The sequence below is a fragment of the Streptomyces sp. NPDC019443 genome, from assembly GCF_044389785.1.
Taxonomy (GTDB): Bacteria; Actinomycetota; Actinomycetes; order Streptomycetales; family Streptomycetaceae; genus Streptomyces.
In genome coordinates, this window is record NZ_JBIRYJ010000001.1 from 496,431 (window position 1) to 518,833 (window position 22,403).

The following is a 22,403-nucleotide window of genomic DNA, read 5'->3' on the forward strand; positions in this document are numbered from 1 at the left end:
CATGCACCTCTACTTGCTACGCCATGCCGAGGACCGTGTCGGAAAGCACGATCCGCACAACAAGTTCCTGACCGATCACGGACGCGATCAGGCGCGGGCCGCTGCTCTCTGGCTCGCGGGGCGATACCCCACCAACTTACGCACCAGCACAGTGCCCCGTGCCCGACAGACCGCGGACATCGTGGCGCACCACACCGGCCTTGCGGCACGGGAGGACCCGCGCCTCAACGAGATCATCTGGGCGTCGTCCGAAGGGGAGCTTCTGCCGAGCCCGCGAGAGGACCGGCGCTATCCGCCGCCCCCGGGCGCGGAATCGTGGCACGCCTTCATGACGCGGGTGGCCACCTGTATGAGCGAGCTGTGTCACCAGGCCACCGAGGACCAACGGATCGTGTTGGTCACCCACAGCGGTTTTTTCGACGCCGTCAACGAGCTTCTGTGCGGCGGCACCGGCAGGGTCGAACTGCTTGTGGCACATGGGGGTATCACCCACTGGCAATACCGTCCCGGCGACACCGGCGGCGCGTGGCTGCTGCACCAGCACAACGTTGCCTTCGCCCCAACACCCCTGAACGATGGGGCATCCGCCACGGCAGCGGAGTTGACCGCGTGAGCGGGCGGGGCCGGCGCCTGGTTGTTGTCTGTGTCGACGGCGGACTTCCGGGGATCATCCGCAAGCACGACTTCTTCAACCTGAGCCGGGCCCTGCCTTCCCTGCCAGGCACCGCCGTTCACGAGCTACGCAGCATCTACCCCTCCTCGACGGCGCCGTCGCATGCTTCCTTCCTCACCGGTACGCACCCGAACAGCCACGGCATCGTGGGGAACCGCTTCTGGGAGCGGGAAAGCGCAGCGGAGATCCGGCGGCGCGCGGATGACCCGCTGTCGGCCTTCCACCCTTACGAGGCCAGCTCACTGACCGCGCCCAGCCTGCTCGACTGGTTCGCGCGGCAGGGGGCATCGGCCGCCGCCGTCCACTTCCCGCAGACTTTCTCCCGCAACGCTCAACACGCAATCCCCAGCTGCTACTGCCTGTACGCGCCCGCCCGCGACCTGCTCCTCCCGCTTTCTCCCGCCGGGGGCACGGCAGCCGACGGCATGGTGACGCTCTCCTACCTGGGGCACGAAGTGTCCTTGTACCTGCGGTTCGACCAACAGACAGACACCATCACGGTGGGCAGCAGCAACGAGGCTGCCGTCGTGGCCGACAGCCTCCGTCCCGTACGCCTGGACATCCCGGTGGCCTCGGGATCCATTTCCGTGGCGGTCTCCTGCCGCAGGCTCAACCAGGACCGGATACAGGTGCGGCTGGGAACTGCCGTGCTCACCATGGGCTTCGGCGGTCTCCATCCCGTACCGGGTCGTACCGGTGACGGGCCCGCGTCCCTGCACGTCGAGTACACGACGAATCCGCACCACACCTTTCATGAGTCGCCCCGTGTCGAATGGGTGGAGCAGACCGCCCTCGAGATCCTCAAGCAGCAGGACCCCGATGTCCTGTTCGTACGTTTCAACCAGGCTGATCACGCCCAGGAGTTCTTGTACTGGCATGCGGTCCGCGGGAACTCTGGCGAACGCAGCCAGGCGTGGAAGCAGATCCTGGACGTCTACGCCCGGATCGACGCCTCCGTGACGCGGCTCGCCGAAGCCATCGGCGAGCACTCGGAGTTCGTATTCTTCTCCGACCACGGCATCGACTACGTCGAGACGCACCTGCGCCCCAACCACGTGCTCGCCGACCTGGGCCTCGCCGATCGCATGGTCTTCCAGGGCGACAGCAACTGTGCCTACCTATATGCCGACGCACCACTTCCGGCCACCGAGGAACAGCGCATCAGCCGTGCCCTGCGCGCGCTCGATCCGTCCATCGGCGTACTCTCTCCAGCCGATCGAGCCCGGTTGAAGCTGCCGGTAAGCAGCCCGCGGGTGGGCCGCCTGACCGTGACATGCGGTCAGCACATCGAGTTCCAATACAGCGACGTCGCACCGCGGGAAATCGTGGCGTCCGCGTCCCACGGCTATCTACCGAGTGACTCGGCCATGAGCGGCTTCTACCGCTGCTTCGGGCAGGCAGCCGCCCGGCAGGCTCCCCCCAGCGACATCACGGGGGCCGCATCCGTGGCCCGCGAGATCTGGCGCCGCGCGGCACAAGGGACGTGAGTATGCCGGACAACGCACCCTTCGCATATGAGGTCGAGGACCTGAACAAGCAGTACGGCGATGATTCCAAGCCGGCCAACGCGAATGTCTCCTTCCGTATCCGGCAGGGAGAGTTCTTCGGGCTGCTCGGCAGCAACGGAGCCGGCAAGACGACATTGATCAAGCAGATGATCGGCCTGGTGCGGCCGGACAGCGGGACAGTACGGCTCCTGGGACGCGACGTTTTCACGCACCCCCGCTTCACGACGGCCAACGTGGGCTATATGCCCCAGACCGCCTTCGCCCTCAATAGCCTGACCGTCAGGGAGGCTGTCTACTTCAGCGCCCACCTACGCGGCGTCGCCGCCAAGGCGGCCAAACGGGAACGAGACGATCTTCTGGAGCAGCTCGGCCTCACCCACCTGACCAACAAGGTCGCCCGGCAGCTCTCCGGCGGAGAACGCCGGCTGCTGCAGATCGCGGTGACCCTGACCGGATCACCGCCCGTGCTGATCCTGGACGAACCGACCAACGAACTGGATCCATCACGGCGCCGCCAGGTGTGGCAACTGTTCAAGGACCTCAACCAGAGAGACGGCCGCACAATCATCCTCATCACCCACAACGCTATCGAGGCAGAGCAAGTGATTGAACGGGTCGGCATCCTCAAGAACGGCCGACTCGTCGCGCTGGGCGCCCCCGCCGAGTTGAAGTCCTCCCTCCGCTCCCAGGTACGCCTGTCGATCACGCTGGAAGACACGCAGTTGCACCGGCTGCCCGACTACGTACACGTGCAGTCCCAGCACCGAGGCAAGGTCGTGGCCCTGGTCGACTCCGCCGACCTGCCACACCTGACCAAGGACGTGGATCTCACCCAATTCCCCGAGTTCACGATGCACACCGCAACCCTGGAAGACGTGTATGTCAGCTACGCATGACGAGAAGCTCGGCCTGGGCTTCGCCCAGCAGGTCTGGGACCTGTTCCGCATCCAGCTCACCAACTGGCGCTGGTCCTGGCCCCAGATGGTACTCACCGGCATGCTCGCCCCGCTGGTCAGCATCGCCGCCTTGGGGCTCTTCGCCCGAAACTCGGGTCATGCCGCCACCGAGTATGTACTGACCGGGAGCGTCACCATGGCGATCCTGTTCGAGACCCAGAACAGAATCGCCAGCAACTTCGCGTTCATGCGCGGCAACGGCGCCTTCGAGTACTACGCCGCCCTGCCAGTACGGCGCGAGGCACTCATCTTGGCCACACTGGCCGCGTTCTCCCTGCTCTCGCTGCCCGCCGTCGCGGTCACCCTGCTGCTCGGCTCGGCCCTGCTCGACGTCCCGCTGACCTTCTCTCCACTCGCCCCCCTGTGCCTGCTCCTCGCCCTTCTCCCCTCGGCCGGGCTGGGCGCCTTCATCGGTAGCAGATCCGCAACCATTGAGCAGGCATCCTCGCTCAGCCTGGCCACCACGCTCCTCATGATCGCCACCGGACCAGTGGCAGTCCCCCCGGAGCTGCTCCCTGACGCCCTGGTCTGGATCGGCCACATCAACCCCGCGGTGTACGCAGCCGACAGCCTGCGCCATTCCCTCACTAGCCCCGCCGACCTCAGGGCTCTCGCCGACATGGCGGTCCTCGCCGCCTTCGCCGTCGCTATCTGGGGTCTGACCAGCACACGGATGCACTGGCGTGCCCGCTACGGACGCCGAGCTGCGGGACACAACCAGCAATCACTCATCACGAAAGGACGAAAACCATGACCGAGCAGGAGTTCATCGCAACGCTCGCGCCCCTGACGGAGGACATCACCGGGACCGCCATCTCGAAGGAGCAACTCGACGTCACCTTCGTCGACCTGGAAATTGATTCCCTCAACCAGGTCGAGATCATCAGCCACGTCGAGGATAAGTTCAACTGCCAGATAGACGACAGCACTCTGCGAACCATCCGCACCCCCCGCGAGCTGATGGAGCACATCGCGAAGGTCACCACCGCCGCATGAGCCGGCACTACCCCGTATACCGGCCCCGTCTTTGGCCATGGCTCGGCGTGTGGGCGGCGGCCCACGCCCTTGTGCTGCTCGTCCTCGTCGCCTTCCAGCGGGACGAACGACTGAGCGGGGCGCTCTGCTCCTGGAGAAACAGCGGAGCGTCCCGCACCTGGCTCCTCGAGGCACTGACGTCCTGGGGCAATCCCTGGCCGGTGACCCTGCTTGCCGCCGGGTCTGCATGCTTCGCACTGATCCGGCGGAACGTTGCGGCCGCCGCCATCCTCCTGGCCGTACCATACGCCGCCACGACGAGCTGCAACCTCCTCAAGGGATTGGCCGAACGACAACGCCCCGCCCTAGAGTGCGTCTCTGCCCAGGCCGACGGATTCAGCTTCCCCAGCGGCCACGCAGTGGGAGTGACAACCGGCTTCCTGCTGGCAGCTCTCTACCTCAGCACCCACACACCCCGCATCGTGTCGAAAACAACTCTCCTGATCGCCGGGCTGGGTGCCGAACTCGTGGCGTGGAGCCGGGTCTTCCTTGGCGCGCACTTCAGCGTTGACGTGCTGGCCGGACAGCTCCTGGGAGCCGGCTGGTTGGCCATCGGCGCTCTTCTGCTGCACCGCCAGTCAACACACCGCTTGCTCCGTGAAGCGCGCCAAGCGGTATCCGACACGGCAGATGAGCCCGTGCCATGATGGCGCTGTGCCTTTCAACCACAATGACTATTACCACGACGTCTTACTCCGCGAGCTTCCCACACCATGCAGACGGGCCCTCGATGTGGGTTGCGGAAATGGGAAGTTCGCCCGAAGGCTGGCCCTCCGAGGAATCGAGGTGGACGCTGTTGACGTGGATAGCGATGTCATCGCAACCGCGCAGAATCAGACTTCTGCTCTCGAACTCCCGGCGAGAATCCACTTCGACCAGGTCGACATCACACGCGTGACGTTGCCGCCAAATACGTACGACTATATTTCCTGTTTGGCTAGCATCCACCACGTCCCCATCGAGACGGTACAGAAACTGCGCGACTCGCTCACCGAGAACGGCGTTCTAGTGATTCTCGGCTGCTACCGAGAAGCCACAATCTGGGACCGTGCCGTAAGTCTTTTGGCAGTCCCCGTGAACGCCGCATTGCGCGTGGCCGTGTTCGCCTGGGAGAAGCGGTCGGGATTCAGTACGAGCTCCACCCGTGAGCCCCCTTCAGCTCCTACCTATTCCCCTTCTATGTCCCTTGCCGAGATCAGGGAATTCGCGACAACTCGACTTCCGCGAAGTCGCATTCGGAGACTCCTGTTCTGGAGATACCTCCTGGTATTCCGCAACAACGGCGATTGGGCAGCGAGATGACCAACGACACAACTTATATGCTGGGCGCGACCTGCGTAGTCTTCAACGACATAGGGCACGTCCTCATCACTCGTCGACGTTCCCCCGAACGGTGGGAACTTCCTGGAGGACTACTCAACCCTCAAGAGTCATTCCACGATGCCGCCGCACGCGAGACTTACGAGGAGACTGGTGTCCAGGTGAAAGTCAACGGCCTGGTAGGTGTCTATCAGCATCCAAGTCGGGGAATTCTCGCGGGACTGTTCATCGCGAAGGCGCTCTCAGGAGAGCCCCACCCAACACCGGAAGCCAGCGTGGCCGAGTGGGCAGAGGCAGAAGATGCTCTCAAACGGCTACACCCTCTGTATCGCCCCCGCCTGGAAGACGCTCTCGCCGCCACGAGTTCCATCGCTTTCCGTGTTCACGAAGGAACTGCGATTCTCACGCTCCTCACCCCTCAACGCCTGTAGGGCAGGGATGTCGAGACGCTTCACGCAGCCACTGCCCCTTTACAGCTCTCCAACCACACGGTCGGCCTGAGCTACGCCGCCCAGGTCGTCCGCTGCCCTGATTGTTGACACATACGAACAGAGAGACTCGGAAGAACCATGACGCAGGACTACACCTGGACCCCGCCCGTCTCCAACGACAAACAGATACTTCCCGAAGAGGTCGGCCTCTGGCTCAAGGCCGAGGCGTGCGCCACGATCGCCACGGTCGAACCTGATGGCCGTCCGCAGCTCTCCGTGGTCTGGGCGCACTACACGGAGCACGACGTGCTGTTCGCGACCGTCAAGGGCCGCCGCAAGTACGACAACATCATGCGCAACCCCTTCGTCACCGTGCTGATCACCCCGCCGGACAGCGAGGACCACTATGTGGAGGTCCGCGGGCGGGCCACCATCGAGGACGGAGGCCGGGAACTGATCGACTTCCTGCACGAGCGGCACCGAGGCACCCGGCCCTACCCCTGGGACGGCCCCGACGACGAGCGGGTGGTCGTACGGGTCGTTCCGGACCGTGTTCTCGTCTTCCACGGGTGACCGTGCCGCTCGATGACCGGGCAGCTCGGGGACGCCGACTTGTCGGCCCCCTCGAGCGCCTGTCCTCATGCGAGAAGTGCCGAGATCCGGTCGCTCGTCCGGATCGCCCAGTCAGGTCGCCGCACCTACGACCCCACAACGACGCCGGTACGGTGCGGGCCTGCGCCCAGCGCCGCGCGCGCTCGGGGCCGACGTCCGCCGCGTCGGCGAAGACCCCATGCGGCGCAGCAGGTGCGCATCCGGATCCGGGGCCGCTAAGAGGGCCTCGGGGTGGCCGCGCAGCAGGGTGATGCCGTCGTAGGCGAGGTCCCCCACGTATCCCCTGGGGTCGATCGCCAGCCACGGCTCGCGCTCGGCGTGCAGCACGTTGGTGAAATGCAGGTCCCCGTGGACCAGTGTGTCCGGCTGGTCGCGGCCGACCTCCCGCAGCGTCGCGGCCGCGGCGTCCACGACTCGCCGGGGCAGTGGCTGCCCGAGACGTGCCGCGTCCGGTAAGGCGGGCCACTCGGCTGTCCGTCAATGCCGGTCACGAGTGGACGAGGAGTTAACTCATTGTCCACTCGTCCAGGCCAGGTTGAGCACCGGTTCGGACGAAGCCTTCCGGCAGTGATCGGGCCGTGCCGTTGTGCCGGGAGCAATGGGACGGTTGCGCAACACCGTTCCGGACGGGGGTCTGACACATGAGATTTCTGACCGAAGTGTCTTGTCACGGGCTTGTCGACTGTCGTTGCGGGATGGTGCCTGCTGTCACCGAGCCACAGGGCGTGTCCCAATACGGGCCTTGCCGTCGATCAGGCGCCATCACGGTTCAGACCGCCCGAGCAGGCCGGTGCCGGCTACCCAGCACGTCACCACGTGGGAGGCGGACCACCATGACGACCGGACAGCGCATCACCTCCAACAGCACGGATCCGCCAGCTTGGGGCGAGGGCGTCCTGGGTGTGGACACGCATGGACAGGTTCATGTCGCCGCCGTGGTCTGCCCACCGGGCCAGGTCCTGGGTACCGAGTCCTTTCCGACCACGGCGGCCGGCTACCGTCGGCTGCTCGTCTGGGCCCGCACGTTGGGGACGGTGCGCCGGGCCGGTGTGTAGGGCACCGGCACCTTCGGAGCGGGCCTGTCCCGCTACCTGCTGGCGCAGCACGTCCAGGTGTACGAAGTGAATCGGCCTGACCGCACGGCCCGCCGTCTGTCGGGAAGTCGGACCCGCTCGACGCGCAGGCTGCTGCGCGGGCCGTGCTCAGCGGTCGCGCCAGGGCCCGGGCCAAAACCGGCGACGGTCTGGTGCTGAGCGCCCGGATGTTCAAAATCGCCAAGGACTCCGCGGTCAAGGCCCGTACCCAGGCGATCAACCAGCTCAAGGCCGTCCTGGTCGTAGCCGACCCGGCTCTGCGGGAGCGGCTGTCCGACCTGGGTAACCGCGAGCTGTTCCGCACCTGCGCGTGCCTCAGCCCGCGCGACGGCGAGGGCGACGAGGATGCCGTCGCCCAGGCCACTCGCATCACCCTGAGGCTGCTGGCCGAGCGCATCGAGCAGCTCACGGGGCAGATCGATGAGCTGAATCAGCGACTGACCGGGCTCGTCGAACGCCATGCCCCGCAGCTGCTCGCGCCGGTTGGTATCGGCCCGGACTCCGCTATCACGCTCCTGATCACCATGGGCGACAACCCTGAGCGGCTGAGCACTGAGGCGTCCTTCGCCGCCTGTGCGGGGTCAGTCCCATCGAGTACTCCTCGGGTCGGCAGAGCTCGCGTCGCCTCAACCATGGCGGCGACCGGCAGGCGAATGCCGCTCTGCACCGCATCGTGTTCACCCGGCTGCGCCACGACCCGCGTACCCAGGCGTACTACGAGCGCCGCACCCAGGAGGGCAAAACCCGTCGTGAGATCATCCGTTGCCTCAAGCGATATGCCGCCCGCGAGGTCTTCAACCTGGTCCGGACGGTCTCCACCGACCCCCCCGTTATAGGGGCTGTCGTGACAGATGAGAGGGTCTGACGGGTGAGCGAGACACCACCGAAAACCCTGCAGTACCGCGTTGACGGGCCAGAAGACGCCCCTGTCCTCATCCTGGGTCCCTCACTGGGTACCACATGGCACATGTGGGACCGGCAGATCGCCCATCTGTCCCGCCAGTGGCGGGTACTCCGCTTCGACCTGCCGGGCCACGGCGGCGCCCCCGCCCACCCCGCCACCGCCGTCGCCGAACTCGCCGACCGGCTGCTCGCCACCCTCGACGAGGTGGGCATCCAGCGCTTCGGCTACGCGGGCTGCTCCATCGGCGGCGCGATCGGCGTCGAGCTTGCGCTGCGTCATCCGCACCGGCTGGCCTCCCTCGCGCTGGTCGCCGCCTCGCCCCGGTTCGGGACCGCCGACGAATTCCGCCAGCGCGGCGTGATCGTCCGTACCAACGGTCTGGACCCGATGGCCCGCAGCGCGCCCGAGCGCTGGTTCACGCACGGTTTCGCCGCCGCCCAGCCCGCGATCGTCGAGTGGGCAGTCCAGATGGTCCGCACCACCGACCCCGGCTGCTACATCGCCGCTTGCGAGGCGCTCGCGGCCTTCGACGTGCGCGGCGAACTCGGCCTGGTCGGCGTCCCCACCCTCGTCCTGGTCGGCTCCGAGGACCAGGTCACCGGGCCCGCCGAGGCCCGCACCCTGGTCGCCGGGATTCCGGACGCCCGGCTCGCGCTGGTGCCCGGCGCCTCGCACCTCGCGCCGGTCGAGCAGCCCGCCGCCGTCACCGACCTTCTCGTACGCCACTTCTCCACCGCCTGGAACGACACACTCTCGGCCATCGCGGCCCCGCCGGTCGCGCCCGCGATCTCCGCCCCGGTGGCGCCCGTCGGCGAGATCGCGTCCGCCTCGCCCGCGCAGCCCGAAGCGGTGCATTCGGGCCGCCCCGATCCGTACGTCGCGGGCATGAAGGTCCGCCGCGAGGTCCTCGGTGACGCGCATGTGGACCGGGCGACGGCCGCCGCCGACGACTTCACCGGCGACTTCCAGGAGCTGATCACCCGCTACGCCTGGGGCGAGGTCTGGACCCGCGAGGGCCTGGACAGACGCACCCGCAGCGTGGTGACGCTGACCGCGCTGGTCGCGGGCGGGCATCTGGACGAGTTGGCCTTCCACACCCGGGCCGCCCTGCGCAATGGCCTGACCCCCGCCGAGATCAAGGAAGTCCTGATCCACGCGGCCGTGTACTGCGGCGTCCCGGCGGCGAACTCCGCCTTCAGGGTCGCCCACGCCGTCATCCAGGAGGAGACCACTCCCGAGCCGTAGCAGGATGGGGGCATGAGGCTCACGAAGAAGACGCATGCCTGCATCAGGCTGGAGAAGGACGGGCAGACGCTCGTCATCGATCCCGGCACCTTCAGCGAGGAGGACGCCGCCGTCGGCGCGGACGCCATCCTCGTCACGCACGAGCATCTCGACCACTTCAACGAGGACCGGCTGCGCGTCGGCCTCGAAGCCAACCCGGCCGCCGAAATCTGGACGCTGCGGAGTGTCGCCGAGAAGATCTCGGCGGCCTTCCCGGGGCGCGTCCACACGGTCGGCCACGGCGACACCTTCACCGCGGCCGGTTTCGACGTCGAGGTCCACGGCGAGCTGCACGCGGTGATCCACCCGGACATCCCGAGGATCACCAACGTCGGCTATCTGGTGGACGGTTCGGTCTTCCACCCGGGCGACGCCCTCACCGTCCCCGACCGACCGGTCGACACGCTGCTGATCCCTGTGCATGCCCCGTGGAACAAGATCTCCGAGATCATCGACTACGTGCGCGAGGTGAAGCCGCAGCGCGCCTTCGACATCCACGACGCCCTGCTCACCGATCTCGCGCGGCCGATCTACGACAGCCAGATCGGCGCGCTCGGCGGCGCCGAGCACGGCCGGCTGGCCCCGGGCGGGACGGCGGACCTGTGACTGCCGGCCTCCTGACTGTCAGACCCCACAGCTAGGCTGTCGCACATGCGCATCGCGACCTGGAACGTAAACTCGATCACCGCTCGGCTGCCCCGGCTGCTGGCCTGGCTGGAGAACACCGGCACGGACGTGCTGTGCATCCAGGAGACGAAGTGCACCGAGGAGCAGTTCCCCTCCGACGAGCTGCGCGAGCTCGGTTATGAGTCCGCCATCCACGCCTCCGGCAGGTGGAACGGCGTGGCGCTGGTCTCCCGGGTCGGTCTTGACGACATCGTCAAGGGTCTGCCCGGCGGTCCGGACTACGAGGGGCTGCAGGAGCCGCGGGCGATCGCGGCGACCTGCGGCCCGGTCCGCCTCTGGTCGGTCTATGTGCCCAACGGCCGCGAGATCGCCCATGAGCACTACGCCTACAAGCTGCGCTGGCTGGAGGTGCTGCAGGCGGCGGTGGCCACGGACGCGTCCGGGAGCCGTCCCTTCGCGGTCCTCGGCGACTTCAACATCGCGCCGACCGACGACGATGTGTGGGACCCGTCGTTCTTCGAGGGGATGACCCATGTAACCCCGACCGAGCGTGCGGCGCTGGAGGCCCTGCGCAAGGCCGGGCTCGCCGACGTGGTGCCGCGCCCCCTGAAGTACGAGCACCCGTTCACGTACTGGGACTACCGCCAGCTGTGCTTCCCCAAGAACCGTGGCATGCGCATCGACCTGGTCTACGGCAACGAACCCTTCGCCAATGTGGTCAAGGACAGCTATGTCGACCGCGAGGAGCGCAAGGGCAAGGGCGCCTCGGACCACGCCCCGGTTGTTGTCGATCTGGACATCTGACGGTTGTTGACGCGCGCCTTGTGGTGCGTGCGGCGGCAGGGATGCGAGGCTGAGCGGTATGAACATCCCTTTCTTGGACAACTGGCTCAAGCGGCACGTCGCTGAGCAGGAGGAGGACGACCTCTCCGCCGAGTACGACCCGGAGCGCGCGGCGGCCGTCGCCGAGCTGCTCTCCGAGTGTGAGCTGCTGCGTGTCCGAGCGGGGCAGGCGGGGCTCGAACTGGACGACTCCCCAGCCTCTTTGGCCGCCCTCGACCAGCTGCCGCCGCGCTGGCGCGACGACCCGGAGGAGCTGCCCTGGCTGGGCAATGACGCGGGCCTCTACCTCGGCACCGTGATCGTCCGTACGGTGCGGGGCGCGGCCTGGCACGTCTGGCCGGGCGGCCATCCCGTGGTGCGGCTCGCCTCCGGCCGCGAGATCAGCGTGGTGGAGGCGGGCCTCGAGTGGGCGGTCAATGGAGCGCCCCAGTTGTCCCAGGTCTACGCGGAAGCCGCCGAGGCCTGACCTGCGAAGTCGCTATAAATACGGCTTATGCCCTATTTATGCGTGTCGGGTGTGAAGTCCCTTGTCCGGCTGGATAGTTTGCGTTGACCCGACACAGCTGAGAGTGGGTGGGGCAGCGTATGGCCGGCGATCCGTTGATCGAGCTGCGTGACGTCAACAAGCACTTCGGACAGTTGCACGTCCTCCAACACATCGACCTCACGGTCGGCCGCGGAGAAGTGGTGGTGGTCATCGGCCCGTCGGGCTCCGGGAAATCGACGCTCTGCCGGGCGATCAACCGCCTGGAGACGATCGAATCGGGCGCCATCGTCATCGACGGCCAGCCGCTCCCCGAAGAGGGCAAGGCGCTCGCCAGACTCCGTGCCGACGTCGGCATGGTCTTCCAGTCCTTCAATCTCTTCGCACACAAGACCGTCCTGGCCAATGTTTCGCTCGGACAGATCAAGGTCCGCGGGCGCAAGAAGGACGAGGCGGAGAAGCGCTCGCGCCAGCTCCTCGAACGCGTAGGCCTCGCCGACCAGGCCGACAAGTATCCGGCCCAGCTCTCCGGCGGCCAGCAGCAGCGCGTGGCCATCGCCCGCGCGCTCGCCATGGATCCCAAGGTCATGCTCTTCGACGAGCCGACCTCGGCCCTCGACCCGGAAATGATCAATGAAGTGCTGGAGGTGATGCAGCAGCTCGCACGCGACGGCATGACCATGGTCGTCGTCACCCACGAGATGGGCTTCGCCCGCTCCGCCGCCAACCGTGTCGTCTTCATGTCGGACGGCCGCATCATCGAGGACCGTAGCCCGGACGACTTCTTCACCCACCCCGAGACCGACCGCGCCAAGGACTTCCTTTCCAAGATCCTCAAGCACTGACGGGGGGAATCTCGCCACGGGCCGGCGCAGCCACTACGATTTGTCGTTCATCCCAGTGGTGATGGTGATCTCGCCGATCTGCATCGGGCTACGCCCGAAAAGAGGCCGTGGATGTCGCCCCGGCCGAACCAGGAACGCTGCTGCCGGGTGGGGGTCGCCCCACGGCCCCCAGGTCGTAGGGGAAGCAGTGGCTCAGGGGCAATACCCGCCCGGCAGCAGCCGGTGATCACTTCTCGCGCAGCGGGACCGACAGATAGGACGGGTCGGCCGCGGACGAGGAGAAGGTCAGCTGCGCGCCGGACGGGTTGTGCTCGATGTAGAGCGGGTCGACGGTGTCGACGACCAGGGCGAGACGGTGGCCCGCCGGAACGTCGTAGGCGGTGGAGAACAGCTCCAGGTCGACGGCGAACGGCTTTCCGGGCGTCTTGCCGTGGAAGGTGTACGGCGCATTGCTGACCAGCTTGCCGAGGCCGAGCGGGCCCACGTCGTAGAGATACGCGACGAGGGTGCCGCTCTCCTTGGTGCTGGTGACCGTGGTGTGCAGCCTGGCGGTGCCCCGGATCTGCTGCTCGGAGGCGTAGCGCTCGGACTGCCAGACGGCGGCGAAGAGACGCGGCAGCAGCGGGATCGACGCCATGGGCGGCAGCTTGGCGAACTGGTCCAGGGCGCTGGAGAGGATGGTGACCCCGCCATTGGCGCCGGAGTCGATATTGGCGAAGATCCTCTTGCTGCCGCCGAGGTCGATCTTGCGCTCCGTCGCGGCCACCGACTTCCAGTCGGGATAGTTCTCATAGGCGCCGGTGGAACGGGACTTGATGCGGACCGGCAGCTCGCGGTCGACGCCGTTGTCGACTCCCTTGAGGTGGTGGTCGAGCCAGCGACGGGCGCTGGTCCAGGTGTCGTTGGGCAGACCGAGCAGACCGGTGCCCTCGGCCGTCGCATGGTCGCCGGGGCGGAACTCCAGGCGCTTGGGGCCGGTGAGCTTCTCGTAGAAGTCCGCGTACTGGTTCGGCGGGAAGATCGTGTCCCCCCAGGCGTTGCCGAGCATGATGGCGGCGCCGTTGGCATTGATCCGGTCCAGGTAGGTGATGGGGGAGCGCTTCTTCCCCCAGTCGATCAACCCCTGCTCCTTGGCGAGATTGGAGGAGAAGAAGTCCGCCGTGATCTGCTGGAACTCCTCGCTCGGCCGGCCGGTGAGATATCCCGCCCCGGTGAGCAGCGCCGTGGCCTGCACATGCTGGGTGCGGCCGCTGTAGATGGACTCGACGAGGTCGGCCCAGCCGCTGAGCGCCGCGACCGCCTTGATCCGCTTGTCGTGGGCGGCGGCCAGCAGAGAGATGCCCGCGCCGTACGAGACTGCGGCCATACCGACCTTGCCGGGGTCGGCGGGGGTGTTCGCCAGCGCCCAGTCGATCACCTTGGACGCGTCGGCGATGTCGGCAGGTCCTGCCACCTCGATGTAGCCGCCCGACTGCCAGAAGCCGCGGGCGTTGTAACTCACCACCACATAGCCGGAGTCGGCGAGTTTCTTCGCCTGGGCGAGGTACTCGATCTGGGGCGTGGCCCAACTGGTGGGCAGCACGACCACGGGGTAGCTGCGGCTGCCGTCCGCGCCGGCGGGGGTGACCACATTGGCCTTGAGTACGGTGCCGCCGCCGCCCTCGATGTCGACAAACCGTACGTCCGCGGCCGTGGATTGGGCCTGGGCCCGGGCCTGGGTCTGTGCCGTCGGGGCGGCGGGTGCCACCCCGACGGCGGGTCCGGCGAGAAGCGCGGCGGAGACCGTACCGATCGCGGTCGTGCGCAGGGCATGGCGGTGCTGTCTCACGGGTCACTCCTCGCACGCGTAACTGTAAAGTGACCCGACGGTAACCTCGGGGACTTACTTGGGGTAACTCCTCGGTAAGTTACGCGAGGGTAACGATTATTGGACGCGGTGTCAGTGAGCGGGGCGAGCCGCAGACTTGCCGGGTGCGGGCCGTGTGCGAAGACTCGCCCCGGACCTGGGCCCGGCCCGCAGACGGCCGCGGGCTCTGTTTCGAGAGACAGATCTTCGATCTGGATCCGGCCGAACTGCTCGACGCCGTCAGGCAGTACGCGCCAGTAGGGCTCACGGCCACGAACGAAACGCGCCAGAAGCCTCCCGAGGCCCCCTTCCCGGTCCTGCCAGGAAGGGCAGTTGACACACCCTGGTGGTGCAGGCCTGTGTCGGCTAACGGAGAAGTCGTGGCCCCCTGATGCCCCATTCGCTGACGTCGGCGCTCGCGGTGATCAGGGCGCTCGACCCGGCGATCAGCGCGGACTTCATGCGCCGGACCTGGCTGCGCTGCTACGTGCGCGCGAGCTGGTGGAGCCGGCGTGCGCCGGACACCACGCGATGGACGAGACGCCGCTTCAGCTCATCCGTACCGTCGAGGACTTCCTCCGCGCGGGTGTCCACGGCTGACAATGCCTGTATGACGAGGCCCGATCAGACCGTGCCCGATGTGTTCGATCCGCGGATCTACGCTGCCGGACTGCCGCACGACGCGTTCCGCGAGCTGCGGGACCGCCATCCGGTGGCCTGGCAGCAGGAGTACGAAGTCCTGGGCTGGCCCGCCGGACCCGGCTTCTGGGCGGTTACCCGGCACGCCGACGTCGTACGGGTCCTCAAGGACTCGGGAACGTACTCCTCTCACCTGGGGGCCACCCAGATCCGCGACCCCGACCCGGCCGACCTGCCCTTCATCCGGCGGATGATGCTCAATCAGGACCCTCCGGACCACGGGCGGCTGCGACGTCTGGTGAGCGGCGCCTTCACCCCCGGCCGCATCGACCGCTTCACTGCGGCCGCCCGGACCCGGGCCCGCCAACTGCTCACCGCCGCACGGGACACGGGGCCTGTCGTGGACCTCGTCTCCGCCGTCACGGACGACTACGCACTGCTCAATCTCGCCGACCTGCTCGGTGTCCCGGAGAGCGACCGCGGCCTGCTGCTGAAGTGGACCGAGCGCGTCATCGCCTACCAGGACCCCGACGAGCCGCCGGTGCTCGGCCCGGACGGGCGGCCCGTCAACCCGCGCTCACCGGCCATGCTCCAGGAGATGTTCACATACGCCCAGGAGCTCGCCGCGTACAAACGGCGCAGCCCCGCCGACGACGTCATGACCTCGCTCGCGCAGTCGGAACTCTCCGACGCCGAGCTGGAGATGTTCTTCTTTCTGCTGACGGTCGCGGGCAACGACACCGTCCGCAGCGCCGCCCCCGGCGGCTTTCTGACGCTGGCGGAGCACCCGGAAGAACAGCGCAGACTGCGGTTGGGCGAGGCAGACCTGGACCGGGCCGTCGACGAACTGCTGCGCCGCCACCCGCCCGTCCTCAGCTTCCGCCGCACCGCCACCCGCGACACCACTCTGGCCGGGCAGCAGATCCGTACGGGCGACAAGGTCGTCGTCTTCCACGCATCCGCCAACTACGACGAGCGGGTCTTCGATGCGCCGTACGGGCTCGACCTCGGCCGTTCCCCGAATCCGCATGTTTCCTTCGGGGACGGGCCGCATGTCTGCCTCGGCGCCCACTTTGCCAGGCTCCAGCTGCGCGTACTGCACGAGCAGGCGCTGGATGCGCTGCCGCCACTGGTGACCGCCGGCTCGCCCAGGCGGCTGGTGTCCAACTTCATCAACGGCATCAAGTCGCTGCCGCTGACGGCGGCCTGACCGGCCGGGCGGGTCAGGTCGCGGCGCGGTGGGAATTGCGCGCGGCGGGGGCCGGGGCCTGCGCCGTCCGGGTCACATCGGCGACAAGCTCGACCACATCGGGGCCGTAGGCCGTGGAGTTGACGACCTTGAGCAGCAGGCAGAAGGAGTTGGCGCCGTGCTTGCGGGCGAGCTTCTCGTGGTTGCGGGCCAGATAGCGGGTGGCCGCCTGATTGGTGATGGCGCGCTGGCCACAGAAGAGGAAGACGGGCCGGGCGTCCTGCCCCGCCGTGAGCCGGGCCAGCATGACGTACTCGGCGAGGCCCGGCTCCATGCGGTAGCGCTCCGAGCCGATCTGGAAGGCGCCCTGGTCGGGGCCCGGCTCGGGGTCCGTGTTGACCTTCACGCCGGGGAGCAGCGAGTGCAGATGCGCGGCCATCCGGCGATTGGAGAACGGACCGCCCACACAGAATTCCGTACGTTCGCCGAAGCCCTGCTGGGCTATGTCGTGCCAGACGATCTGGGCGTTCGCCCCGCAGTCCTTGATCAGCGCGGAGAGCTCGATCAGCGCGAAGACGTCGAAGCGGTGCACGGAGCCGTCCCGCCCGGCCTCGCGGTTGACGACAAGCAGAGATTCGGAGTTTCCCGGCAGCCCGAAGAAGGCCTGCTTGCGGCGGAGTCTGCGCTTCCACAGGTATGTGCGGGCGAGCCAGCCGAGCGTGGCGCTGATGCCGGCGGCCAGCACGCCGAGCACGATGTTGCGTACGTCGTCAGTCATGGGCGCGCATGTTAGCGGGGTTGCTGGAACAATGTTCGAGGTGGTCCTGACGTGTCCGTGGTGGTGAAGTTACGCTGCGCGGACGTACGTTGACTGGAGGTACGGATGCGTCGCTCAGCCGCACGGTATGTGTCGGTTCTTGTCGTTTCGGCGGCCGTCGTCTCGATCGGCGCGGCCGCGCCGCCGGCGGATTCCCCGCCGGTCAGGACTCCCGTGAAGACGCCGGTGGCGGCCGGGTACGGCGGCGCGGTGGCAAGCGTCGACGCGGACGCGTCGGCCGCCGGGATCGAGGTGCTGCGGCGCGGCGGCAACGCCGTGGACGCGGCGGTGGCGACCGCGGCGGCACTCGGCGTCACCGAGCCGTATTCGGCGGGCATCGGCGGTGGCGGCTTCTTCGTCTACTACGACGCGAAGTCCCGTACGGTCCAGACCATTGACGGCCGTGAGACCGCGCCCCGCTCCGCCGACTCCTCCCTCTTCCTCGAGAACGGCAAGCCCATACCCTTCGAGGAGGGCATGACGAGCGGCCTGGGCGTCGGCACCCCGGGCACCCCCGCGACCTGGGACACGGCACTGGATGCCTGGGGCAGCAGGCCGCTGCGGCAGCTGCTGCAGCCGGCCGAGCGGCTGGCGAAGGACGGCTTCACCGTCGACGCCACCTTCCGTTCGCAGACCCAGGCCAACCAGGCGCGCTTCGCGGACTTCCCCGCCACGGCGGAGCTCTTTCTGCCGGGCGGTCAGCTGCCGGTGGTCGGCTCGGTCTTCAAGAACCCCGACCTGGCGCGCACGTACAAGGAGTTGGGACGCAAGGGGGCCGGCACGCTGTACCGCGGCGAGCTGGCCGAGGACATCGTCGACACGGTACGCAAGCCTCCGGTGGGGGACGGCGCGACGCGGATCGTGCGCCCCGGCGATCTGACGGTGCGGGACCTGCGGTCGTACGAGACGGAACGGCGCGCGCCCACCAAGCTCTCCTACCGCGGGCTCGACGTGTACGGCATGGCGCCGTCCTCATCGGGCGGTACGAGCGTCGGCGAGGCGCTCAACATTCTGGAGCGGACCGACCTTTCGAAGGCCACGCAGGCGCAGTATCTGCACCGCTTCATCGAGGCGAGCCGGATCGCGTTCGCTGACCGGGGGCGCTGGGTCGGTGACCCGGCCTTCGAGGACGTACCGGTCAAGGAGCTGCTGTCCCAGCGGTTCGCGGACTCGCGCGGCTGCCTGATCAAGGACGACGCGGTGCTCACCAGCCCGCTGGCTCCGGGCGACCCGCGCAAGCCCGCGGCGTGCGGGACTTCGGGTGCGGCCGCGCCCACCACGTACGAGGGCGAGAACACCACCCATCTGACGGTCGCCGACAAGTGGGGCAACGTCGTCGCGTACACCCTGACCATCGAGTCGACCGGCGGCAGCGGCATCACCGTGCCGGGACGCGGCTTCCTGCTCAACAACGAGCTGACCGACTTCTCCTTCGCTCCGGCGAACCCCGCGGTCCACGACCCGAATCTGCCCGGCCCCGGCAAGCGTCCGCGCTCGTCCATGTCCCCGACGATCGTGCTCGACCACGGCCGTCCGGTGCTCGCCGTCGGCTCCCCGGGCGGCGCGACCATCATCACGACGGTGCTGCAGACGCTGACGGGCCATCTGGACCGGAGCCTGCCGCTGGTCGAGGCGATCGCGGCGCCGCGTGCCAGCCAGCGCAACCAGGCGACGACGGAGCTCGAACCGGCGCTGTGGAACAGCCCGCTGCGCGCCGAGCTGGAGGCCATCGGCCACGCCTTCCGGCAGAACCCCGAGATCGGCGCGGCGACGGGCGTCCAGCGACTGCCCGACGGGCGGTGGCTCGCGGCCGCCGAGAAGGAGCGCAGGGGTGGCGGATCCGCGATGGTCGTCCACCCGAGCGGTGCTGCACCGGCAGGCCTGCGTAACCCGTCCGGCGGCTGATCGGACGCGCCGGGCCCGCGAACGGGTAGGGAGCCTTTCGTACACTTTCGAACGAAAGGCTCCTTGTGTGCATACGACATGCCGCTTTCGCAGCGGCCGCCGGTTCCGCCCTGCTCGCGGCCGCTGCGCTGCCGGCCGATGCCCTCGCCGACCCCAACCCGTGGGGTGCCGCCAGCAACGACTTCGCGAGCTACGAGGGCCCAGTCAGCGCGTCCGACCTGCTCGCCAAGGTCAATGACTGCCAGCAGATATCGAACGGCGGATACCGGACGGACGAGGAAGCGCCCGCGAACATACCGGTCTGCGCCAAGAACGGGGCCGTGTTCTGGCAGGCCGACATGGACATCGACTGCGACGGCCAGCCGACCGGCCGATGCAATGCCGCGACCGACCCGTGGTTCCAGGACGCGACCACCTTCCAGCAGTCCGACGGTGCGCAGTTGAACGCCGAGACACTGCCGTTCATCGTCGTGCCCGGCGAGAGCGGGATCTGGGACTACGGCTCGTCAAGGATCATGGGCGGAACTGTCGCCGCCGTCATCTATGGGGGCCGGGTCCAGTACGCGGTCGTGGGCGACACGGGACCCACAGGGATTATCGGCGAGGCCTCGTACGCCACCGCCGAAGCCCTCGGCATCAGCCCCGACCCCATGAGCGGCGGCGTCGAGTCGGGGGTCACGTACATCCTGTTCGAGAACTCCCTGGTGTCGCCGATCGAGAGCCACGAAGGTGCCGTGGCTCTCGGTGAGGCCCTGGCCAGGGACTTCCTGCAGAACAACTAGATCCGGGGCTACAGGGCAGTGAGGATGCGGGGGCCGTCGTCCGTGATCGCCACCGTGTGCTCCGCGTGGGAGGCTCGGCTGCCGTCCGCCGTACGGACCGTCCAGCCGTCGCGCGCCGTGTAGTGGCCGTCCGTGCCGCTGCTGATCACCATCGGCTCGATCGCCAGCACCATGCCGTGGCGCAGCGGCATGCCGCGGCCAGGGCGTCCCTCGTTGGGCACGCCGGGGTCCTCGTGCATGTGGCGGCCAACGCCGTGGCCGCCGAAGCCGTCCGGGATGCCGTACCCCGCCGAGCGGCACACGCGGCCGATGGCGTGTGCGATGTCGCCGATGCGATTGCCGACGACGGCCGCCGCGATGCCCGCCTCCAGGGCCGCTTCGGCGGTGGCGATCAGTTGTACGTCCTCGGGGCGGGCGCGGCCGACGGTGAAGCTGACGGCCGCGTCGCCGACCCAGCCGCCCCGGATCGCGCCGCAGTCGATGCTCACCAGGTCGCCGTCGCGCAGCCGGTAGTCGTCGGGGATGCCGTGCACGATCGCGTCGTTGACGGAGGTGCAGATGACGGCGGGGAAGGGGATCGGCGCCCACTGGGGGCGGTAGTCGAGGAAGGGTGAGTCGGCCCCGGCCTCGTCGAGGACCGCGCGGGCGGCCCGGTCCAGGTCACGCAGGGAGACGCCGGTGGCCGCGGCCTCGCGGACCGCCGTGAGCGCCTGGGCGACGATCCGGCCCGCCTCGCGCATCGCCTCGATCGATGTATCGGTCTTGATCTCCACCATGCCAATTACTATACCGGTCCTTCCGGTATTTGAATACCGGCATTAGAATAACGGCATGGTGCGCACCCCCCTCACCCCCCAAGAGCGCGAACGCGGCGAGCGGCTCGGTCGGTTGCTGCGCCGGGCGCGCGGCGACCGCAGCATGGTGGAGGTGGCCGCGGCCGCCGGACTGTCCCCCGAGACTCTGCGCAAGATCGAGACGGGCCGCGCCCCGACCCCCGCCTTCTTCACCGTCGCCGCGCTCGCCGCTGTGCTCGGCCTGTCCATGGACGAGCTGGTGGTGCGCTGCGCCCTGGTGCCCGCGGCGTAGCTAGTCGGCCACCGCCAGCTGGATGCGGTGGTGGCGCGGGTGCTCGATCTCGTCCAGCAGCGCGATGGCCAGATCCGCGTGCGCGATATGACCAGGCCCGTCGATGACCACGCCGTCGGCCGTGCGGTAGCGGCCGGTACGCGGGCCCTCCGCGTCCAGTTCCAGCGGCGGCACCACCATCAGCCAGTCAAGACCCGCGGCCGTCTCCCGCAGCGTCTCGAACTCCGCGGCATGCCCCTGACTGAAGACCCGGTACGGCTCGGGGAAGTCCGGCGCGTCCATGATCCGTACACCCGGCGATGTCTGAAGGGTGGAGGCGACGCCCAGCGTCAGGAAGCGGCGCACGCCCGCCTTCGTCAGACCCGCGACCAGTGCCTTCGCCGCTGGGACGAAGAACTCCTCGGACGGTACGTCCAGCCGTGCGGATGCGTTGATGGCGGCGTCGTGGCCCGCGGCGAGTTCGGCAACCGACCCGGCGTCCGTGGCGTCGCCCCGCGCCACCGTGACGCCGTCCGCCGCCAGATCGGGGTACTTCGCGGGGTCGCGCACCACCGCCGTCACCGCATGGCCCCTGGCCACCGCCTCCGCCACGGCCGCCCGGCCCACCCGTCCGCCTGCTCCGAAAACAATGATGTCGCTCATGTCCGGGACGGTAGAACGGAGCCTCCCGGTTACTGCAAAGGTACTGAGCCGCCTTCAGGAGGACGACGATGACGACGAGAGAGCCGCTGCGGGCCGACATGTTCGGCGATCCGGACTGCGCGGGCCGGTTGCAGCCGTTCCGCTTCGGCGACAAGTGGTCCGGAATGGTGCTGCGCTGCCTGCAGGACGGTCCGCGCCGATTCTCCGAGCTCAGGGTTCCGCTGCATTGGATCACCCCCAAGGTGCTCACCGAGACGCTGCGCGCGATGGAACGCAACGGCTTCCTGACCAGGACCCTGCACGATGAGAACCCGCCGCGTGTCGAGTACGAACTCACCGCGCTCGGCCGCTCGGCACTCGGGCCGATGGACGCGGCGTGCCAGTGGGCCAGTACGCATCTGCCGGAGCTGGCCGAGGCGCGAGAGGCGTACGAGCGCCGACCCTGACGCGCGACTCGAACTCCGGTACGGCATAGTCTCGCCGCGTGACTCCTGAGGACTTCGCAGACGCCAGGTACATCAGCCTGACCACTTTCCGCAAAGACGGGACGGGCGTCGCCACGCCCGTCTGGTTCGCGGTGGACGGCGGTGAACTGCTCGTGTGGACCAACTCCGACTCCTGGAAGGTCAAGCGGCTGCGCAACGACAGCCGCGTTGTCGTCACCGTCTGCGACGCGCGCGGCCGGATCGCGGACGGTGCAGCGAGCGCGGAGGGCACGGCGCGACTGCTGGACGCCGCCGGGACGGGCGCGATTCGCAAACTGCTCGCCCGCAAGTACACCTGGCAGTTCTGGCTGGTCGACTGGCCGGCCACGGTCGTGCGGCGGGGCAAGCGGCCGCAGACCGGCATCGCGGTGACGATCTGAAAACAGCGCGTAGCAC

Annotated in this window: 27 protein-coding genes and 2 pseudogenes; 23 read left to right on the forward strand and 6 right to left on the reverse strand. The window is 68.2% G+C overall.

The features are described from left to right. Position 1 precedes the first annotated feature (1 nt). The 9 genes from ACH492_RS02240 (at position 2) to ACH492_RS02280 (ending at position 6,496) form a co-directional block, all read left to right on the forward strand. A complete protein-coding gene (locus ACH492_RS02240) occupies positions 2–613 on the forward strand; it encodes a histidine phosphatase family protein (protein ID WP_398981859.1) in 612 nt (203 codons plus the stop codon). Continuing rightward, complete coding sequence (locus ACH492_RS02245; protein WP_398981861.1) at positions 610–2,160, forward strand: alkaline phosphatase family protein; 1,551 nt, start codon at positions 610–612, stop codon at positions 2,158–2,160. The genes ACH492_RS02240 and ACH492_RS02245 overlap by 4 nt, the downstream gene beginning before the upstream one ends. Positions 2,161–2,162: 2 nt before the next feature. Further along, on the forward strand, positions 2,163–3,077 hold the full coding sequence (locus tag ACH492_RS02250; protein ID WP_398981863.1) for an ABC transporter ATP-binding protein: 915 nt from the start codon (positions 2,163–2,165) through the stop codon (positions 3,075–3,077). Then, positions 3,061–3,891: an ABC transporter permease gene (locus tag ACH492_RS02255; RefSeq protein WP_398981865.1), complete on the forward strand. Its 831-nt coding sequence runs from the start codon at positions 3,061–3,063 to the stop codon at positions 3,889–3,891. The genes ACH492_RS02250 and ACH492_RS02255 overlap by 17 nt, the downstream gene beginning before the upstream one ends. Beyond that, positions 3,888–4,133, forward strand: coding sequence for a phosphopantetheine-binding protein (locus tag ACH492_RS02260; protein WP_398981867.1), 246 nt, complete (start codon positions 3,888–3,890; stop codon positions 4,131–4,133). Before ACH492_RS02255 ends, ACH492_RS02260 begins: the two co-directional genes overlap by 4 nt. A gap of 200 nt (positions 4,134–4,333) precedes the next feature. Then, positions 4,334–4,819: a phosphatase PAP2 family protein gene (locus tag ACH492_RS02265; protein WP_398981869.1), complete on the forward strand. Its 486-nt coding sequence runs from the start codon at positions 4,334–4,336 to the stop codon at positions 4,817–4,819. Then, positions 4,803–5,474, forward strand: a complete 672-nt coding sequence (locus ACH492_RS02270) for a class I SAM-dependent methyltransferase (protein ID WP_398983253.1) — start codon at positions 4,803–4,805, stop codon at positions 5,472–5,474. The genes ACH492_RS02265 and ACH492_RS02270 overlap by 17 nt, the downstream gene beginning before the upstream one ends. Continuing rightward, complete coding sequence (locus ACH492_RS02275; RefSeq protein ID WP_398981871.1) at positions 5,471–5,923, forward strand: NUDIX hydrolase; 453 nt, start codon at positions 5,471–5,473, stop codon at positions 5,921–5,923. The genes ACH492_RS02270 and ACH492_RS02275 overlap by 4 nt, the downstream gene beginning before the upstream one ends. Before the next feature lie 138 nt (positions 5,924–6,061). Continuing rightward, entirely contained in the window at positions 6,062–6,496 is a 435-nt protein-coding gene (locus tag ACH492_RS02280) for a TIGR03618 family F420-dependent PPOX class oxidoreductase (protein ID WP_398981873.1), read from the forward strand. A 111-nt stretch (positions 6,497–6,607) separates the two neighbouring features. Here ACH492_RS02280 and ACH492_RS02285 read toward each other — a convergent pair. After that, positions 6,608–6,973 (reverse strand): annotated as a pseudogene (locus ACH492_RS02285) (aminoglycoside phosphotransferase family protein); the annotation flags it as partial. 395 nt (positions 6,974–7,368) lie between these two features. Here ACH492_RS02285 and ACH492_RS02290 point away from each other — a divergent pair. Beyond that, positions 7,369–7,590: a hypothetical protein gene (locus ACH492_RS02290; RefSeq protein WP_398981875.1), complete on the forward strand. Its 222-nt coding sequence runs from the start codon at positions 7,369–7,371 to the stop codon at positions 7,588–7,590. Positions 7,591–7,622: 32 nt separating this feature from the next. Here ACH492_RS02290 and ACH492_RS02295 read toward each other — a convergent pair whose 3' ends face one another. Next, positions 7,623–8,090 carry a hypothetical protein gene (locus ACH492_RS02295; RefSeq protein WP_398981877.1) on the reverse strand — a complete coding sequence of 156 codons (468 nt, stop codon included), beginning with the start codon at positions 8,088–8,090 and terminating at the stop codon, positions 7,623–7,625. Positions 8,091–8,218: 128 nt separating this feature from the next. On the opposite strand from ACH492_RS02295, the gene ACH492_RS02300 reads away from it, so the two are divergent. The 7 genes and pseudogenes from ACH492_RS02300 to ACH492_RS02330 all read left to right on the forward strand — a co-directional run. After that, complete coding sequence (locus tag ACH492_RS02300; RefSeq protein WP_398983255.1) at positions 8,219–8,494, forward strand: transposase; 276 nt, start codon at positions 8,219–8,221, stop codon at positions 8,492–8,494. 3 nt (positions 8,495–8,497) lie between these two features. After that, positions 8,498–9,778, forward strand: coding sequence for a 4-carboxymuconolactone decarboxylase (gene pcaC / locus ACH492_RS02305; protein ID WP_398981879.1), 1,281 nt, complete (start codon positions 8,498–8,500; stop codon positions 9,776–9,778). Positions 9,779–9,790: 12 nt separating this feature from the next. Continuing rightward, positions 9,791–10,423 carry an MBL fold metallo-hydrolase gene (locus ACH492_RS02310; protein ID WP_398981881.1) on the forward strand — a complete coding sequence of 211 codons (633 nt, stop codon included), beginning with the start codon at positions 9,791–9,793 and terminating at the stop codon, positions 10,421–10,423. Positions 10,424–10,468: 45 nt separating this feature from the next. Next, a complete protein-coding gene (locus ACH492_RS02315) occupies positions 10,469–11,248 on the forward strand; it encodes an exodeoxyribonuclease III (RefSeq protein ID WP_398981883.1) in 780 nt (259 codons plus the stop codon). Positions 11,249–11,306: 58 nt separating this feature from the next. Beyond that, a complete protein-coding gene (locus ACH492_RS02320) occupies positions 11,307–11,753 on the forward strand; it encodes a DUF6278 family protein (RefSeq protein ID WP_398981885.1) in 447 nt (148 codons plus the stop codon). 119 nt (positions 11,754–11,872) lie between these two features. After that, positions 11,873–12,616 carry an amino acid ABC transporter ATP-binding protein gene (locus ACH492_RS02325; RefSeq protein WP_398981887.1) on the forward strand — a complete coding sequence of 248 codons (744 nt, stop codon included), beginning with the start codon at positions 11,873–11,875 and terminating at the stop codon, positions 12,614–12,616. A 34-nt stretch (positions 12,617–12,650) separates the two neighbouring features. After that, positions 12,651–12,795, forward strand: a pseudogene (locus ACH492_RS02330) (amino acid ABC transporter permease); the annotation flags it as partial. A 47-nt stretch (positions 12,796–12,842) separates the two neighbouring features. On the opposite strand, the gene ACH492_RS02335 reads toward ACH492_RS02330, so the two are convergent. Beyond that, positions 12,843–14,444 (reverse strand): CocE/NonD family hydrolase, encoded by a 1,602-nt coding sequence (locus tag ACH492_RS02335; protein ID WP_398981889.1) that lies wholly within the window; start codon positions 14,442–14,444, stop codon positions 12,843–12,845. A 628-nt stretch (positions 14,445–15,072) separates the two neighbouring features. Here ACH492_RS02335 and ACH492_RS02340 point away from each other — a divergent pair. Beyond that, positions 15,073–16,311 carry a cytochrome P450 gene (locus ACH492_RS02340; protein ID WP_398981891.1) on the forward strand — a complete coding sequence of 413 codons (1,239 nt, stop codon included), beginning with the start codon at positions 15,073–15,075 and terminating at the stop codon, positions 16,309–16,311. A 13-nt stretch (positions 16,312–16,324) separates the two neighbouring features. Here the strand turns inward: ACH492_RS02340 and ACH492_RS02345 are convergent, their stop codons facing one another. Then, positions 16,325–17,068 carry a hypothetical protein gene (locus tag ACH492_RS02345; RefSeq protein WP_398981893.1) on the reverse strand — a complete coding sequence of 248 codons (744 nt, stop codon included), beginning with the start codon at positions 17,066–17,068 and terminating at the stop codon, positions 16,325–16,327. Between the two features lie 105 nt (positions 17,069–17,173). Between ACH492_RS02345 and ggt the strand changes: the two genes are divergently transcribed. Beyond that, the gene (gene ggt, locus ACH492_RS02350) at positions 17,174–19,012 is read left to right on the forward strand and encodes a gamma-glutamyltransferase (protein WP_398981895.1); all 1,839 of its coding nucleotides are present in this window, start codon (positions 17,174–17,176) and stop codon (positions 19,010–19,012) included. 65 nt (positions 19,013–19,077) lie between these two features. Further along, on the forward strand, positions 19,078–19,794 hold the full coding sequence (locus ACH492_RS02355; protein WP_398981897.1) for a glycoside hydrolase family 75 protein: 717 nt from the start codon (positions 19,078–19,080) through the stop codon (positions 19,792–19,794). Positions 19,795–19,802: 8 nt separating this feature from the next. Here the strand turns inward: ACH492_RS02355 and map are convergent, their stop codons facing one another. After that, entirely contained in the window at positions 19,803–20,570 is a 768-nt protein-coding gene (gene map, locus ACH492_RS02360; RefSeq protein ID WP_398981899.1) for a type I methionyl aminopeptidase, read from the reverse strand. 55 nt (positions 20,571–20,625) lie between these two features. On the opposite strand from map, the gene ACH492_RS02365 reads away from it, so the two are divergent. After that, the gene (locus ACH492_RS02365; protein WP_398981901.1) at positions 20,626–20,880 is read left to right on the forward strand and encodes a helix-turn-helix domain-containing protein; all 255 of its coding nucleotides are present in this window, start codon (positions 20,626–20,628) and stop codon (positions 20,878–20,880) included. Here the strand turns inward: ACH492_RS02365 and ACH492_RS02370 are convergent, their stop codons facing one another. After that, entirely contained in the window at positions 20,881–21,522 is a 642-nt protein-coding gene (locus ACH492_RS02370; protein ID WP_398981903.1) for an NAD(P)-dependent oxidoreductase, read from the reverse strand. A 68-nt stretch (positions 21,523–21,590) separates the two neighbouring features. Here ACH492_RS02370 and ACH492_RS02375 point away from each other — a divergent pair, with 68 nt between their 5' ends. Beyond that, positions 21,591–21,968: a winged helix-turn-helix transcriptional regulator gene (locus tag ACH492_RS02375; protein WP_398981905.1), complete on the forward strand. Its 378-nt coding sequence runs from the start codon at positions 21,591–21,593 to the stop codon at positions 21,966–21,968. A 38-nt stretch (positions 21,969–22,006) separates the two neighbouring features. Then, positions 22,007–22,387 carry a PPOX class F420-dependent oxidoreductase gene (locus ACH492_RS02380; RefSeq protein ID WP_398981907.1) on the forward strand — a complete coding sequence of 127 codons (381 nt, stop codon included), beginning with the start codon at positions 22,007–22,009 and terminating at the stop codon, positions 22,385–22,387. The last annotated feature ends 16 nt before the right edge of the window (positions 22,388–22,403 follow it).

What these genes read in the sequence shown, in the direction of transcription:
- ACH492_RS02240 (WP_398981859.1), top strand. Translation starts at nt 2, where the DNA reads ATGCACCTCTACTTGCTACGCCATGCCGAGGACCGTGTCGGAAAGCAC.
- ACH492_RS02250 (WP_398981863.1), top strand. Translation starts at nt 2,163, where the DNA reads ATGCCGGACAACGCACCCTTCGCATATGAGGTCGAGGACCTGAACAAG.
- ACH492_RS02255 (WP_398981865.1), top strand. Translation starts at nt 3,061, where the DNA reads ATGTCAGCTACGCATGACGAGAAGCTCGGCCTGGGCTTCGCCCAGCAG.
- ACH492_RS02260 (WP_398981867.1), top strand. Translation starts at nt 3,888, where the DNA reads ATGACCGAGCAGGAGTTCATCGCAACGCTCGCGCCCCTGACGGAGGAC.
- ACH492_RS02270 (WP_398983253.1), top strand. Translation starts at nt 4,803, where the DNA reads ATGAGCCCGTGCCATGATGGCGCTGTGCCTTTCAACCACAATGACTAT.
- ACH492_RS02275 (WP_398981871.1), top strand. Translation starts at nt 5,471, where the DNA reads ATGACCAACGACACAACTTATATGCTGGGCGCGACCTGCGTAGTCTTC.
- ACH492_RS02280 (WP_398981873.1), top strand. Translation starts at nt 6,062, where the DNA reads ATGACGCAGGACTACACCTGGACCCCGCCCGTCTCCAACGACAAACAG.
- ACH492_RS02290 (WP_398981875.1), top strand. Translation starts at nt 7,369, where the DNA reads ATGACGACCGGACAGCGCATCACCTCCAACAGCACGGATCCGCCAGCT.
- ACH492_RS02295 (WP_398981877.1), bottom strand. Translation starts at nt 8,090, where the DNA reads ATGGCGTTCGACGAGCCCGGTCAGTCGCTGATTCAGCTCATCGATCTG.
- ACH492_RS02310 (WP_398981881.1), top strand. Translation starts at nt 9,791, where the DNA reads ATGAGGCTCACGAAGAAGACGCATGCCTGCATCAGGCTGGAGAAGGAC.
- ACH492_RS02315 (WP_398981883.1), top strand. Translation starts at nt 10,469, where the DNA reads ATGCGCATCGCGACCTGGAACGTAAACTCGATCACCGCTCGGCTGCCC.
- ACH492_RS02320 (WP_398981885.1), top strand. Translation starts at nt 11,307, where the DNA reads ATGAACATCCCTTTCTTGGACAACTGGCTCAAGCGGCACGTCGCTGAG.
- ACH492_RS02325 (WP_398981887.1), top strand. Translation starts at nt 11,873, where the DNA reads ATGGCCGGCGATCCGTTGATCGAGCTGCGTGACGTCAACAAGCACTTC.
- ACH492_RS02340 (WP_398981891.1), top strand. Translation starts at nt 15,073, where the DNA reads ATGACGAGGCCCGATCAGACCGTGCCCGATGTGTTCGATCCGCGGATC.
- ACH492_RS02345 (WP_398981893.1), bottom strand. Translation starts at nt 17,068, where the DNA reads ATGACTGACGACGTACGCAACATCGTGCTCGGCGTGCTGGCCGCCGGC.
- ggt (WP_398981895.1), top strand. Translation starts at nt 17,174, where the DNA reads ATGCGTCGCTCAGCCGCACGGTATGTGTCGGTTCTTGTCGTTTCGGCG.
- map (WP_398981899.1), bottom strand. Translation starts at nt 20,570, where the DNA reads ATGGTGGAGATCAAGACCGATACATCGATCGAGGCGATGCGCGAGGCG.
- ACH492_RS02365 (WP_398981901.1), top strand. Translation starts at nt 20,626, where the DNA reads ATGGTGCGCACCCCCCTCACCCCCCAAGAGCGCGAACGCGGCGAGCGG.
- ACH492_RS02370 (WP_398981903.1), bottom strand. Translation starts at nt 21,522, where the DNA reads ATGAGCGACATCATTGTTTTCGGAGCAGGCGGACGGGTGGGCCGGGCG.
- ACH492_RS02375 (WP_398981905.1), top strand. Translation starts at nt 21,591, where the DNA reads ATGACGACGAGAGAGCCGCTGCGGGCCGACATGTTCGGCGATCCGGAC.